Origin of the sequence: Variovorax sp. PMC12, from assembly GCF_003019815.1 — a bacterium.
Lineage (GTDB): Bacteria > Pseudomonadota > Gammaproteobacteria > Burkholderiales > Burkholderiaceae_C > Variovorax.
Map to the genome: position 1 here is coordinate 1,408,071 of NZ_CP027773.1, position 14,039 is coordinate 1,422,109.

Here is a 14,039-nt window from a genome sequence, read left to right on the forward strand (position 1 = left end):
CGCGGCTGCGACAGGTCGATGCGAAAGCGCGAGGTCTGCCAGACGGCAGCGCCACCATGAAAAACGGGGCCAGAGGCCCCGTCATCGCTTGAGATCAAGCCCACCTCAGGCCGCGGTGGGCGCCGGGTCGGGATTGACGGCCGGCGTGCCACCACTGCCACCGCTGCCCGAAGGCGGAATGCGCGGCGTCCAGTCCTTGGGCGGACGCGGAGCGCGGCCGGCCATGATGTCGTCGAGCTGTTCGCTGTCGATGGTTTCCCACTCGAGCAGCGCCTTGGCCATGGCGTGCATCTTGTCGCTATTCTCCTCGATCAGGCGGCGCGCCAGGGCGTACTGCTCGTCGATGATGCGGCGCACTTCCGAGTCGACCTTTTCCATGGTCTGCTCGCTCATGTTGGTCGTCTTAGTGACCGAGCGGCCCAGGAAAACTTCGCCCTCGTTCTCGGCATAGACCATCGGGCCCAGCGCGTCGGTCATGCCGTAGCGCGTGACCATGTCGCGGGCGATGGAAGTCGCGCGCTCGAAGTCGTTGCTTGCGCCGGTGGTCATCTGGTGCATGAACACTTCCTCGGCGATGCGGCCACCGAAAAGCATGCTGATCTGGTTGAGCATGTATTCGCGGTCGTAGCTGTAGCGGTCCTGCGACGGCAGGCTCATGGTCACGCCGAGGGCGCGGCCGCGCGGAATGATCGTGACCTTGTGGACCGGATCGCACTTGGGCAGCAGCTTGCCGATGAGGGCGTGGCCGGACTCGTGGTAGGCCGTGTTGCGGCGCTCTTCCTCGGGCATGACCATGCTCTTGCGCTCGGGGCCCATGAAGATCTTGTCCTTGGCCTTCTCGAAGTCCTGCATCTCGACCACGCGCGCATTGCGGCGGGCGGCCATCAGGGCGGCTTCGTTGCAGAGGTTGGCCAGGTCGGCGCCCGACATGCCGGGGGTGCCGCGGGCGATGACGCTCGGATTCACGTCCTGGCCCAGCGGGACCTTGCGCATGTGCACGCCGAGGATCTGCTCACGGCCGCGGATGTCCGGAAGCGTGACGTACACCTGGCGGTCGAAACGGCCGGGGCGCAGCAGCGCGGCGTCCAGGATGTCCGGGCGGTTGGTGGCCGCCACCACGATCACGCCGAGGTTGGTTTCGAAGCCGTCCATCTCGACCAGCATCTGGTTGAGCGTCTGTTCGCGTTCGTCGTTGCCGCCGCCGAGGCCGGCGCCGCGCTGGCGGCCCACCGCATCGATTTCGTCGATGAAGATGATGCAGGGCGCGTTCTTCTTGGCGTTCTCGAACATGTCGCGGACACGGGCAGCGCCCACGCCGACGAACATTTCGACGAAGTCGGAGCCCGAGATCGAGAAGAACGGCACCTTGGCTTCCCCGGCGATCGACTTGGCCAGCAGGGTCTTGCCGGTGCCGGGAGGGCCCACGAGCAGCAGACCGCGGGGGATGCGGCCGCCGAGCTTCTGGAAGCGCTGCGGGTCTTTCAGGAAGTCGACGACTTCACGGACTTCTTCCTTGGCCTCGTCGCAGCCCGCGACGTCGGCGAAAGTGACCGTGTTGTTGTTCTCGTCCATCATGCGGGCCTTGCTCTTGCCGAAGCTGAACGCCCCGCCCTTGCCGCCGCCCTGCATCTGTCGCATGAAGTAGATCCACACGCCGATCAGCAGCAGCATCGGGCCCCAGCTGACCAGCAGCGTCATGAGCAGCGAGCTCTCTTCGCGCGGCTTGACGTCGAACTTGACGTTGTGGTCGATCAGGTCGCCCACGAGGCCGCGGTCGAGCACCGTGGCGGTCGTGCGGATCTTGCGATCGTCGTTGGTGACGGCGATGATCTCGCCGCCGGCCGCGCCTTCGGGAATGACGGCGCTCTTGATTTGGTTATTCCGGACCTGGTCCAGAAACTCGGAGTAGCTGACTGCTCCCGAGCCGACGCCACCGCGGGTGTCGAACTGCTTGAACACAGTGAACAACACCATGGCAATGACGAGCCATACGGCAACTTTGGAAAACCACTGATTGTTCAAACGAAGCTCCAGTCGAAAGCGCGTGACGGGAAAATGAAAATACGCGCTGTGGGTACGCAATTGCGCCCCATTTTAGGCTTTTCAAGCTGCGAAAAGCGGGCATTTCCCTAAAGCAGCCATAGCCTGACAGGGGTTTGCGCCCTGTACGGGCAATCGGCGGCAAGGTATCAAGGCGTATCCGAGGCCTTCAGGCCCATTCCGACCAGGAAGGTCTCGGCCGATTTGTCGCGCGACGCCTTGGGCTTGAAGGGCTTCACGATGCGGAAATTGGCCTTGAAAAGCTTCACCAGGTCGTCGTAGCCGCTGCCGTGGAAGAGCTTGGCCACCAGAGCGCCTTCAGGCTTCAGGTGGTGCTGGGCGAAGTCGATTGCAAGCTCGATCAGGTGCGCCACGCGGGCGGCATCGGCCGAATGGATGCCCGACAGGTTGGGCGCCATGTCGGACACCACCAGATCGGCCTTGCGGCCGGCCAGCACGCCGAGCAGCTGTTGCAGCAACGCATCTTCGCGGAAGTCGCCCTGCAGGAAGGTCACCCCCTCGATGGGTTCCATCGGCAGGATGTCCAGGGAAATGATGGTGCCGTTGAGTTCGCCGGCCGCGGCGCCGTCCGGCGACATGCGCCGGCGCAGGTACTGGCTCCAGGCCCCGGGGGTGGAGCCGAGATCGACGACCAGCTGGCCCGGCTTGACGAGGCCGAGCGACTCGTCGATTTCCTTGAGCTTGTAGGCGGCCCGCGCGCGATAACCCTCCTTGGTGGCGAGCTTCACGTAGGGGTCGTTGATATGGTCGTGAAGCCACGCTTTGTTGACTTTTTTGCTTTTGGCTTTGGTGCTCATGGGGGTCTTCGTGTACGCGTCGATAATACGGGGATGCCCGCCATTCAACTTACCCCTGCCGAGCGCAAGGTGCACCGCGCCGAAGCTCACCACCTGGATCCGATCGTCATGGTCGGTGGAGACGGGCTCACCCCTGCCGTAAAAAAAGAAGCCGATGCGGCGCTCAAGGCCCATGGCCTGATCAAGATCCGCGTCTTCTCCGACGACCGCCTCGCCCGCGACGCCATGCTGCGCGAACTGGCTGAAGAGCTCGACGCCGCCCCCATCCAGCACATCGGCAAGCTGCTGGTGCTGTGGCGCCCGAAGCCCGAAAAAGAGCGCGTGATCGACGAAGACCGCATGCCCGGCCCGCGCGACGTGAAGATCGTCAAGTACAGCAAGCGCGGCGGCCAGCGCCCTGAAATCAAGACGCTGCGCGTGCTCGGCAACCAGCGCCTCACCCCCGGCGGCACCATCAAGCGCGCCAAGGCCAAGCGGCCGCTGTCGGCCAAGAAGCGCAACCAGTCGGACTGAGGCCGGTGGCAGCGCAGGGCGCCCAGCGCCATATCCTCTGCATGAAGTGGGGCACGAAATACGGCCCCGAATACGTCAACCGGCTCTACGCGATGGTGCGCCGCAACCTCAGCGGCGACTTCAAGTTCGTGTGCCTGACGGACGACGGCAACGGCATTCGCCCGGAGGTGACGTGCCTGCCGATTCCGCAGCTGAACCTGAACCTGGCCCCCGGTCAACGCGACGGAGGCTGGAAGAAGCTCACCACGTTTGAAAAAGACCTGTACGGCCTGCGCGGCACCGCCCTCTTCCTCGACCTCGACGTGGTCGTCGTGGGCAGCCTCGACGCCTTTTTCGAGCGGCCCGGCGAGTTCCTGATCATTCACGACTACCCACGCCCCTGGCGGCGGGAGCGCATCACCGGGAACTCATCGGTCTACCGCTTCGAGATCGGCGCCCATGCCGACATCCTGGCCTACCTGCGCGCCAACCTGGACAAGGTACAGGCGCAGTATCGCAACGAGCAGGCCTACCTGTCGGACATGCTCCACAAGCAAGGCAAGCTGGCCTACTGGCCCGCCGAATGGTGCCCGAGCTTCAAGTACCACGGCATCCCGACCTGGCCGACCAACTACTGGGAAGAGCCCTTCGTGCCCGAGGGCGCACGCGTCATGGTGTTCCATGGCGAATGCAACCCCCCGGACGCGCTGGCAGGCCGCCGCAACCGCGCCTTCCGGTTCATCCGGCCGGCAAGCTGGGTTGCGAAATACTGGAAAGAGTGAGGGATTGCGGAAGCGGCCCTGCCGCCTCCGCGCCGCAAATCAGTCCGGCTTGCGCTTGCCCATGCGCCACAGCAGCGCACCGGCACACACCCACTGCACCAGGTACATGCCGCTGCCGACGGCGTGCCACAGCTTGAGGTTGTCGCGCGCCACGATGCGCGGCGCCACGGCGTACTGCTGAAGCAGCGCCAGCAGCAGCGCCCCGAGAATCAGGAAAATCGCCGTCAGCGCGGGACCGTCCATGCGGTCGTCGGCCTTGGCGCGAAAGTGGATCAGCAGGATCAGCCCGCAGCCAACGGCAATCCAGCTCTGCGCCTCGAACAGCTGCGCCGCGAAGTTGCCCGCCACCGACGGATTGCCGAGCCTGGCGAACAGCATTGGAACCACCAGGAAACCGATCGTGGTGAGGCTGCCCCACCAGAAGGCGGCCAGCATCAGCGCAACGCGGTCTTTCATGGCTCGAAGAAGAATCAGATGTAGCGGACCGCCACGATTTCGTAGCGCTTGAGGCCGCCGGGTGCCTGCACTTCCGCGGTGTCGCCCTCTTCCTTGCCGATGAGCGCGCGCGCGATCGGGCTGGAGATGTTGATGAGGCCGAGCTTCAGGTCGGCTTCATCCTCGCCGACGATCTGGTACTTCACGGCCTCGCCGGATTCCTCTTCCTCCAGTTCGACCGTGGAGCCGAACACCACCTTGCCGCCGGCGTCGAGCTCGCTCGGGTCGATGATCTGCGCGGCCGACAGCTTGCCTTCGACTTCCTGGATGCGGCCTTCGATGAAGCCCTGGCGGTCCTTGGCGACTTCGTACTCCGCGTTCTCGCTGAGGTCGCCCTGTGCGCGCGCTTCGGAGATCGCGTTGATGACCCAGGGACGGTCCACCGTCTTGAGCTGGTGCAGTTCGGCGCGCAGTTTTTCAGCGCCGCGCTTGGTGATCGGAATGGTGGCCATGTTGTTGTTTCTCCATAAAGCGAAACCGCCGAACGCTGCCGTTCGGCGGTCGATTGAGGGAATTGATCAGACGAGTGTGCGTCCGGTCAGCCGGCTCAGAATGGCGAGCGGGCTCGAGCCGGGATTGTATTGCTTCGATGCGGCCAGATGAAGCGTCTGCTCCAGCATGTATTGCCCCGCCATCACCGCGTGCGAGGTCTGGTCGGAGAAGCACACCCACACCGAACCCGGCGGGAACTTGGCGGTCTCCTGCGGCGAGCTTTCCTGGTACGCCATGTCCGACTTCATGCCGTCGTGCAGTTGCAGCATCAGGTGGTCGTACTCGCTGCGGAACGACTTGGTCACGTGCAGCGCCTGCAGCAGCTTGGCCTGCCAGCGCACATAGGGCTTGGCACGCGGCAGGAAGCGTTTGGCGATGTCCTCGAAAGGCTCGCCCACGCGCCACACGCGCGGTGCGCCTTCGGGATTGACGTTGGTGAAGACGCGCAGGATGCGTTCGCCGTAGTTGGGACGCGACGGGAATGCATCGACGTGCAAACGCCGGTCGTCCGCACGCCATGACTGCACGCGCGTCTCGACCTGTGCCGGCCGGTAGCTGGTGGGCGCCAGCCGCAGGGCCGGCGTGTAGTGCGGCAGCAAGCCATGAATGAGCTGCGTGGCCTGCGCCCGGAAGCGCCCCACCATCGCGGCTGCCGCGCGCTGCACCGCCTCGTCGCCCACGGCGCCCTTGAGCTTGCCGTTGGCATCGAGGCTGATGTTGCGCACGTCGGGCGACAGCAGGGTTGGCGTCAGCAGGCTGCGCTCTTCGGGCAGCAGCTCGAAGCCCAGGCGCGGAAAGTACAGCACCTTGCCCGCTTCCAGCTCCGCGATCCACGCCTCGTTGGGCGTGGCCGCGTTCCAGTCCGTCAGGTCCAGTTCGACGAGCTGCGTTTCCATGATGACGACGCTCAGGCGGCTGCCAGTTGCGCGTGCATCTCCTGCACCGAGATCACGCCGAGCTCGTCCATGAAGCCCATGCCCTCGACCGCCGCTTCGGCGCCGAAGATCGTGGTGAACGTGGTCACGCGCGCCAGCAGCGCCGAGGTGCGGATCTGACGCGAATCGGTGATCGCGTTGCGGCGCTCTTCCACCGTGTTGATGACCAGCGCAATCTCGTTGTTCTTGATCATGTCCACGATGTGCGGGCGTCCTTCGGTCACCTTGTTCACCGTCGCGCATTCGATGCCGGCGGCGCTGATGGCGGCCGCCGTGCCCTTGGTGGCGATCAGCTCGAAGCCCAGCTTGGCCAGGCCGCGCGCCACTTCCACCGCGCGTGCCTTGTCGTTGTTCTTCACCGAGATGAAGACCTTGCCCGACTTCGGCAGGTGCGTACCGGCACCGAGCTGCGACTTCACGAAGGCTTCGCCGAAGGTCTTGCCCACGCCCATCACTTCGCCGGTCGACTTCATCTCGGGGCCGAGGATGGTGTCCACGCCCGGGAACTTGACGAACGGGAACACGGCTTCCTTCACGCTGAAGTACGGCGGCGTGACTTCCTTCGTGATGCCCTGCGATTTCAGCGATTGGCCAGCCATGCAGCGTGCCGCCACCTTGGCGAGCTGGATGCCGGTGGCCTTGCTCACGTAGGGCACGGTGCGCGAGGCACGCGGGTTCACTTCGAGCACGTAGATGACGTCCTTGCCGTCTTTCTGCTGGATCGCGAACTGCACGTTCATCAGGCCGACCACGTTCAGCGCGGCCGCCATCGCGGCGCTCTGGCGCTTCAGCTCGGCCACCGTGTCGGCGTTCAGGCTGTAGGGCGGCAGCGAGCAGGCGGAGTCGCCCGAGTGCACGCCGGCCTGTTCGATGTGCTCCATCACGCCGCCGATCAGCGTGCCGCCTTCGGCGTCGCGGATGCAGTCGACGTCGCACTCGACGGCGTCATTCAGGAAGCGGTCGAGCAGCACCGGCGAATCGTTGCTGACCTTGACGGCTTCGCGCATGTAGCGCTCGAGGTCGCGCTGCTCGTGCACGATTTCCATCGCGCGGCCGCCGAGCACGTAGCTCGGGCGCACCACCAGCGGATAGCCCAGTGCCGCGGCCTTTTCGAGGGCTTCGGCTTCGGTGCGCGCAGTGGCGTTCGGCGGCTGCAGCAGCTTGAGTTCATGCAGCAGCTTCTGGAAGCGCTCGCGGTCTTCGGCCGCGTCGATCATGTCGGGCGAGGTGCCGATGATCGGCACGCCGTTGGCTTCGAGGTCGAGCGCGAGCTTCAGCGGCGTCTGGCCGCCGTACTGCACGATCACGCCGAGCGGCTTTTCCTTGTCGACGATCTCGAGCACGTCCTCGAGCGTGAGCGGCTCGAAGTACAGGCGGTCCGAGGTGTCGTAGTCGGTCGACACAGTCTCGGGGTTGCAGTTGACCATGATGGTCTCGTAGCCGTCCTCGCGCATGGCGAGCGCGGCGTGCACGCAGCAGTAGTCGAACTCGATGCCCTGGCCGATGCGGTTGGGACCGCCGCCGAGCACCATGATCTTCTTCTTGTCGGTCGGATCGGCCTCGCACTCGTCTTCATAGGTCGAGTACATGTAGGCCGTGTTGGTGGCGAACTCGGCCGCGCAGGTGTCGACGCGCTTGTAGACCGGGCGCACGCCCAGGGCGCGGCGCTTCTCGCGAATGGCCGTGTCGGTGGTCTTCAGCTGGCGCGCGAGGCGGCGGTCGGAGAAGCCCTTCTTCTTCAGCGCGAGCAGCGTGTCGCGGTCGATGTCGTCGAGCGACTTGGTTTCCAGCTCGAGCTCGATCTTCACGATCTCTTCGATCTGCACCAGGAACCATGGGTCGATCTTGGTCAGCGCGAACACTTCGTCCACGCTCAGCCCCATGGCGAAGGCATCGCCCACGTACCAGATGCGCTCGGGACCGGGCTCGCCCAGTTCCTTTTCCAGCACTTCGCGGTCCTGCGTCTTCTCGTTGAGACCGTCGACACCCACCTCGAGGCCGCGCAGGGCCTTCTGGAACGATTCCTGGAAGGTGCGGCCCATGGCCATCACTTCGCCCACCGACTTCATCTGCGTGGTGAGGCGCGAATCGGCCTGCGGGAACTTCTCGAAGGCGAACCGCGGGATCTTGGTGACCACATAGTCGATCGACGGCTCGAACGACGCGGGCGTGGCACCGCCGGTGATTTCGTTGCGCAGCTCGTCGAGCGTGTAGCCCACGGCCAGCTTGGCCGCGACCTTGGCGATCGGGAAGCCGGTGGCCTTGGAGGCCAGCGCCGACGAACGCGACACGCGCGGGTTCATCTCGATGACGACCATGCGGCCGTCCTTCGGGTTGATCGAGAACTGCACGTTCGAGCCGCCGGTGTCGACGCCGATCTCGCGCAGCACGGCCAGCGAGGCGTTGCGCAGGATCTGGTATTCCTTGTCGCTCAGCGTCTGCGCGGGAGCCACGGTGATCGAGTCGCCGGTGTGCACGCCCATCGGGTCGAGGTTTTCGATCGAGCAGACGATGATGCAGTTGTCGGCCTTGTCGCGCACGACTTCCATCTCGTACTCTTTCCAGCCGAGCAGGGACTCTTCGATCAGCAGCTCGTTGGTGGGCGAGGCTTCGATGCCGCGCTTGCAGATGGTCTCGAATTCTTCCGGGTTGTAGGCGATGCCGCCGCCGGTGCCGCCGAGCGTGAAGCTGGGGCGGATGACCGTCGGGAAGCCGACGCTCTTCTGAACCGCCCAGGCCTCTTCCATCGAGTGCGCGATGCCGGAGCGGGCCGAGCCCAGTCCGATCTTGGTCATCGCGTCCTTGAACTTCAGGCGGTCTTCGGCCTTGTCGATCGCCTCGGGCGTGGCGCCGATCAGCTCGACGGGCTTGTTGGTGGCCGCGCCGGTGTACTTGTCGAGCACGCCGTTGCGCCAGAGGTCGAGCGCGCAGTTCAGCGCGGTCTGGCCGCCCATGGTCGGCAGGATCGCGTCGGGGCGTTCCTTGGCGATGATCTTCTCGACCGTCTGCCAGGTGATGGGCTCGATGTAGGTGACATCGGCCGTGGCCGGGTCGGTCATGATCGTCGCGGGGTTGCTGTTGATCAGGATGACCTTGTAGCCCTCCTCGCGCAGCGCCTTGCAGGCTTGCACGCCGGAATAGTCGAACTCGCAAGCCTGGCCGATGATGATCGGGCCGGCGCCGATGATGAGGATCGATTTGAGGTCTGTGCGCTTAGGCATTCTTGTTCTCCGTCTTGTGCTTTTCCATGAGTGCCGTGAAGCGATCGAACAGATAGCCGATGTCGTGCGGGCCCGGCGAGGCTTCAGGGTGGCCCTGGAAGCAGAACGCGGGCTTGTCGGTGCGCGCCAGGCCCTGCAGCGTGTTGTCGAACAGGCTGATGTGCGTGGGACGCAGGTTGGCCGGCAGCGACTTCTCGTCGACCGCGAAGCCGTGGTTCTGGCTGGTGATGCTCACGCGGCCGTTGTCGAGGTCCTTCACGGGATGGTTCGCGCCGTGGTGGCCGAACTTCATCTTGAAGGTCTTGGCGCCGGAGGCCAGCGCCATGATCTGGTGGCCCAGGCAGATGCCGAAGGTGGGAATGCCGGTCTCGATCAGTTCCTTGACGGCGCTGATGGCGTAGTCGCAAGGCTCCGGGTCGCCGGGGCCGTTGGCCAGGAAGATGCCATCGGGCTTGAGCTTGAGCACGTCGGCCGCGGGTGTCTGAGCCGGCACCACGGTGATGCGCGCGCCGCGCTGGGCGATCATGCGCAGGATGTTCTTCTTGACGCCGTAGTCGAAGGCAACCACGTGGAACTTGGGCGTGATCTGCACGCCGTAGCCCGGCTTGCCGTTCAGGTTGACGAGCTTCCACTCGGTCTCGGTCCACTCGTAGGTCTGGGTGACCGACACCACCTTGGCGAGGTCGAGGCCGGCCATGCTCGGCGCGGCCTTGGCGGCGGCGATGGCCTTGTCGATCAGCGCCTGCGTCACGGTCTCGCCTTCCGCGAGGCCCAGGATGCAGCCGTTCTGCGCGCCGTGGGTGCGCAGGTGGCGCGTGAGCTTGCGGGTGTCGATGTTCGCGATGGCCACCGTGTTGCCGGACACGAGGTACTCGGTCAGCGTGGCGGTCTTGCGGAAATTGGAGGCGACGAGGGGCAGGTCCTTGATGATCAGGCCCGCGGCATGGATCTTGTCGGCTTCGATGTCCTCGCCGTTGACGCCGTAGTTGCCGATGTGCGGATACGTGAGGGTCACGATCTGCTGGCAGTAGCTCGGGTCGGTGAGGATTTCCTGGTAACCGGTCATGGCGGTGTTGAACACCACCTCACCGGTCGTGGAGCCGGCGGCTCCGATCGAATTGCCTTGAAAGACCGTGCCGTCTGCGAGCGCCAGGATGGCGGGCGGGAAACTTCCCTTGAGAGACAAAAGCACTGGGTTCTCCGGATGGTTACGGTCGCCCGGAGCCCCAGGCGCGTTGCCTGCGGACTGCTGCTTAAGGGGATTTTGGCGTTAAAGGCGGCCGGGCGACGCTGATTTGCGAGTAAGCCCCCGATTGTAGCTCGGACTGGATGTGCTATTTGGCCGACAGGGCCGCTCCGCTGGCATGCAGGCAGATTGCAGCCGCCGCAGCCACGTTCAGAGACTCTTCGCCGCCGGGCTGGGCAATGCGGATATGGTGCGTGGCCCGGGCCTCCAGCGCCGCCGAGACGCCCTGCCCTTCATGCCCCATGAGCCAGGCGCAGGGGTGCGGCAGATCGGCCTTGTGCAGCCACTCGCCGCGATGCGAGCTCGTGGCCAGCAGCGGCACTGTCAATGCGTCCAGTGCCTCGGCTTCCACGCCTTCGATCAGCCGCAGCCCGAAATGGGCGCCCATGCCGGCGCGCAGCACCTTCGGCGCCCACAGCGCGGCCGTGCCCTTGAGCGCGATCACTTGGGTAAACCCGAAGGCCGCAGCGCTTCGCAGGATGGAACCAGCATTGCCTGCGTCCTGCAGGCGATCGAGGACCACGCTCGGTGCGTCGGCCAGCAGTTCGGGCCTGGCCGGCAGCTCCAGCACGAAACCCATGGGCGCGGGAGATTCGAGGCCGCTGACGCCGCGCAGCAGGTCGTCGCTGACGACGACCGTCTTGCCCGCATCTCGCGCCCATTCCGCCGGCGCCTGCGGCCAGAAGGACTCGGAAAACACCGCGATCGCCGGCCTGACGCCGCGCGCCAGCGCCGCCCGGCACAAATGGTCGCCCTCGAGCCAGATGCGGCCCAGCTTGCGGTAGGCGCCCGGGTCCTGCGCGAGCTTGCGCAGATCCTTGAGCAATGGGTTGTCGCGCGAGCTGATGTGGCTGGCGCCGGTGTCGGAGGTCATGCGGGCTTCAGGGGGCGGCATGCAGATCGAGGCGCACGGACTCGGTCACGCCGATGACCATTGCCGGCGGCACGGATTCCGCCTCGACGCTCCCGGCAGCCGTGCGGGCCAGCGCCGCCGCCACCGGGCTGAAAGACCTGCGATGGTGCACGCAGGCCCCATGGCGCTTGAGCGCCTCCAGGTGCTCGGGCGTGCCGTAGCCCTTGTGGCCGGCAAAGCCGTAGTGGGGAAATTCGATATGCAGTTGCTCGCACAGCCGGTCGCGGTGCACCTTGGCCAGGATCGACGCCGCCGAGATCGCCTTGACCCGCGCATCGCCCTTGACGATGGCCTCGGCCAGCACGTCGAGCGTCGGCAGGCGGTTGCCGTCGACCAGCACCTTCACCGGCTTCAGCCGCAGGCCTTCGACGGCGCGGCGCATCGCGAGCATGGTGGCCTGCAGGATGTTGTGGGTGTCGATTTCCTCGACCGTGGCATGCGCGATCGAGCAGCACAGCGCCTTGGCCAGGATCTGGTCATGCAGGCGTTCGCGCTGCAGGGCGGTGAGCGTCTTGGAGTCGGCCAGCCCGCGGATCGGCCGCAGGTCGTCGAGGATCACGGCCGCTGCCACCACGGGCCCGGCCAGAGGGCCGCGCCCCGCCTCGTCGACGCCCGCCATCAGGCCCGGTGCGTCCCACACCAGCGGGGCTTGCTCAGCCTTCAAGAACTTTCTGGATCGCATCGGCGCAAAGTGTCGGCGTATCGCGCTGCAATTGCACATGCAGCTCTGAAAATCTTTGTTGCAGCGCCCGGGTCTTCTCCGGAGCATCCAACCAGGCCAACGTGGCCTTGGCCAGCGCTTCCGGCGTGGCGGCTTCCTGCAGCAGTTCCGGCACCACGAAGTCGCGGCACAGGATGTTCGGCAGGCCGACCCAGGGCTGCAGCTGCTTGCGCTGCATGAGGCGCCAAGACAGCGCATTCATGTTGTAGGCGATGACCATCGGCCGCTTGAACAGCGCCGCTTCGAGCGTGGCAGTACCGCTGGCGATCAGCGTGGCGTCACAGGCGGCCAGCGCGGCATGCGACTGGCCGTCGAGCAGCTTCACGCGGCCGGTCATGCCGCTGGCCTGCAGCAGCGCCTCGACTTCCGCGCGCAGGCTCGGAATGATGGGCGCCACGAACTGGACGCCCGGCCGCTCCTTCTGCATCAGCGCGGCGGCCGCGAAGAACCGGGCCGCCAGGTAGCGCACTTCCGAACGGCGGCTGCCGGGCAGCAGGGCCACGACCTGTGCGTCGGGCGCGAAGCCCATGGCGGCGCGCGCGCCGGCGCGGTCGGGCGCCATCGGAATCACGTTGGCCAGCGGGTGGCCGACGTAGCTGCCCGCGACGCCATGCTCCGCCAGCAACTCGGGCTCGAACGGAAAGATGCACAGCACATGGTCGGCGGCGGCACGGACCTTCTCGATGCGCTCCGGCCGCCAGGCCCAGATCGACGGGCAGATGAAATGCACCGTCTTCATGCCACGGCTGCGCAGGCCTGCTTCGAGATCGAGATTGAAGTCGGGGGCGTCGACGCCGATGAACAGCTCGGCCCACTCGCGCAGCAGGCGGGCCTTGAGCTGGCGCCGGATGCCGGCGATCTCGGCGTAGTGCCGCAGCACTTCGACGTAACCGCGCACCGCGAGCTTTTCCTGCGGCCACCAGCTCTGGAAGCCGTGGGCCAGCATGCGGGGACCGCCGATGCCCACCGTCTGCAGGTCGGGCCAGCGGGCCCGCAGGCCGTCGAGCAGCAGCCCCGCGAGCAAGTCGCCGGAGGCTTCGCCGGCGACCAGCGCAAAGCGTCGCTGTCCGTCCTTCTGCATCGCGGTCACGTCAGCGAGCGATGCCGCGGGTCGAGTTGGCGAGGAAGGATTCCATCAGCGCGACGTCGCCGGCGGCTTCCGGCATTTCAGCCGCGAGCGCGGCAATGGCCGTGCGCGCCTCCTCGAGCGTCTTGCCCTGGCGGTACAGCAGCCGGTGCATCTGCTTCACCGCGGCGAGCCGCTGCGCGGAGAAGTCGCGCCGGCGCAAGCCGACGATGTTGAAGCCGCGCACGGCCAGCGGATTGCCGTCGACCAGCATGAACGGCGGCACATCCTGGGTGACGGCGCTGGCGAAGCCGAGCATCGCGTGAGCGCCGATCGAAACGAACTGGTGGATGCCCGTGAGCCCGCCGACAGTGACCCAGTCGGCCAGGTGCACATGTCCCGCCAGCGTGGTGTTGTTGGACAGCGTGGTGTGGTTGTCGACACGGCAGTCGTGCGCGATGTGCGTGTACGCCATGATCCAGTTGTCGCTGCCCACGCGCGTCACGCCGCCCGCCCCCGGCACGCCGAGGTTGAACGTGCAGAACTCGCGAATGACGTTGCGGTCGCCGATGACGAGCTCGGTCGGCTCGCCGGCGTATTTCTTGTCCTGTGGCACGGCTCCGAGGGACGAGAACTGGAAGATCCGGTTGTCACGCCCGATGGTTGTGCGCCCTTCGATCACGCAATGCGCGCCGACGGTGGTGCCCGCGGCGATCCGCACGTGCGGGCCGATCACGGTATAGGGCCCGACCGACACCGAGGCGTCGAGTTCTGCCTGGGGGTCGACGAGTGCTGTCGAATGAACCTGGGTCATGCCT

The 14,039-nt window shown here is 65.9% G+C and carries 13 protein-coding genes; 2 read left to right on the plus strand and 11 right to left on the minus strand.

The genetic code is table 11. From position 1 onward, the window contains the following. Positions 1-105: 105 nt before the first annotated feature. Positions 106-2,022: an ATP-dependent zinc metalloprotease FtsH gene (ftsH, locus tag C4F17_RS06495; protein WP_081267244.1), complete on the minus strand. Its 1,917-nt coding sequence runs from the start codon at positions 2,020-2,022 to the stop codon at positions 106-108. A gap of 167 nt (positions 2,023-2,189) precedes the next feature. Then, positions 2,190-2,858: an RlmE family RNA methyltransferase gene (locus C4F17_RS06500; RefSeq protein ID WP_106934684.1), complete on the minus strand. Its 669-nt coding sequence runs from the start codon at positions 2,856-2,858 to the stop codon at positions 2,190-2,192. Between the two features lie 33 nt (positions 2,859-2,891). Between C4F17_RS06500 and C4F17_RS06505 the strand changes: the two genes are divergently transcribed. Both C4F17_RS06505 and C4F17_RS06510 read left to right on the plus strand, forming a co-directional pair. After that, positions 2,892-3,371 carry a YhbY family RNA-binding protein gene (locus C4F17_RS06505; RefSeq protein ID WP_106934685.1) on the plus strand — a complete coding sequence of 160 codons (480 nt, stop codon included), beginning with the start codon at positions 2,892-2,894 and terminating at the stop codon, positions 3,369-3,371. A gap of 41 nt (positions 3,372-3,412) precedes the next feature. Next, positions 3,413-4,132 (plus strand): glycosyltransferase, encoded by a 720-nt coding sequence (locus C4F17_RS06510; protein ID WP_106934686.1) that lies wholly within the window; start codon positions 3,413-3,415, stop codon positions 4,130-4,132. A 39-nt stretch (positions 4,133-4,171) separates the two neighbouring features. On the opposite strand, the gene C4F17_RS06515 is transcribed toward C4F17_RS06510, so the two are convergent. The 9 genes from C4F17_RS06515 to lpxA all read right to left on the minus strand — a co-directional run bounded on the left by C4F17_RS06515 (position 4,172) and on the right by lpxA (position 14,035). Continuing rightward, on the minus strand, positions 4,172-4,588 hold the full coding sequence (locus C4F17_RS06515; RefSeq protein WP_106934687.1) for a DUF4149 domain-containing protein: 417 nt from the start codon (positions 4,586-4,588) through the stop codon (positions 4,172-4,174). A gap of 14 nt (positions 4,589-4,602) precedes the next feature. Continuing rightward, positions 4,603-5,079, minus strand: coding sequence for a transcription elongation factor GreA (greA, locus tag C4F17_RS06520; protein ID WP_081267249.1), 477 nt, complete (start codon positions 5,077-5,079; stop codon positions 4,603-4,605). A 66-nt stretch (positions 5,080-5,145) separates the two neighbouring features. After that, positions 5,146-6,015 (minus strand): Kdo hydroxylase family protein, encoded by an 870-nt coding sequence (locus C4F17_RS06525; RefSeq protein WP_106934688.1) that lies wholly within the window; start codon positions 6,013-6,015, stop codon positions 5,146-5,148. An 11-nt stretch (positions 6,016-6,026) separates the two neighbouring features. Then, positions 6,027-9,275 carry a carbamoyl-phosphate synthase large subunit gene (carB, locus tag C4F17_RS06530; RefSeq protein ID WP_106934689.1) on the minus strand — a complete coding sequence of 1,083 codons (3,249 nt, stop codon included), beginning with the start codon at positions 9,273-9,275 and terminating at the stop codon, positions 6,027-6,029. Further along, positions 9,268-10,467: a glutamine-hydrolyzing carbamoyl-phosphate synthase small subunit gene (gene carA, locus C4F17_RS06535; RefSeq protein WP_106934690.1), complete on the minus strand. Its 1,200-nt coding sequence runs from the start codon at positions 10,465-10,467 to the stop codon at positions 9,268-9,270. The genes carB and carA overlap by 8 nt, the downstream gene beginning before the upstream one ends. A 142-nt stretch (positions 10,468-10,609) precedes the next feature. Further along, positions 10,610-11,395: a TrmH family RNA methyltransferase gene (locus tag C4F17_RS06540; protein ID WP_106937461.1), complete on the minus strand. Its 786-nt coding sequence runs from the start codon at positions 11,393-11,395 to the stop codon at positions 10,610-10,612. A gap of 7 nt (positions 11,396-11,402) precedes the next feature. After that, on the minus strand, positions 11,403-12,116 hold the full coding sequence (gene rnhB / locus C4F17_RS06545) for a ribonuclease HII (RefSeq protein WP_081267254.1): 714 nt from the start codon (positions 12,114-12,116) through the stop codon (positions 11,403-11,405). Next, the gene (gene lpxB, locus C4F17_RS06550; RefSeq protein WP_106937462.1) at positions 12,088-13,236 is read right to left on the minus strand and encodes a lipid-A-disaccharide synthase; all 1,149 of its coding nucleotides are present in this window, start codon (positions 13,234-13,236) and stop codon (positions 12,088-12,090) included. The genes rnhB and lpxB overlap by 29 nt, the downstream gene beginning before the upstream one ends. Positions 13,237-13,246: 10 nt before the next feature. Continuing rightward, positions 13,247-14,035 (minus strand): acyl-ACP--UDP-N-acetylglucosamine O-acyltransferase, encoded by a 789-nt coding sequence (gene lpxA / locus C4F17_RS06555; RefSeq protein WP_081267255.1) that lies wholly within the window; start codon positions 14,033-14,035, stop codon positions 13,247-13,249. Positions 14,036-14,039 lie beyond the last annotated feature (4 nt).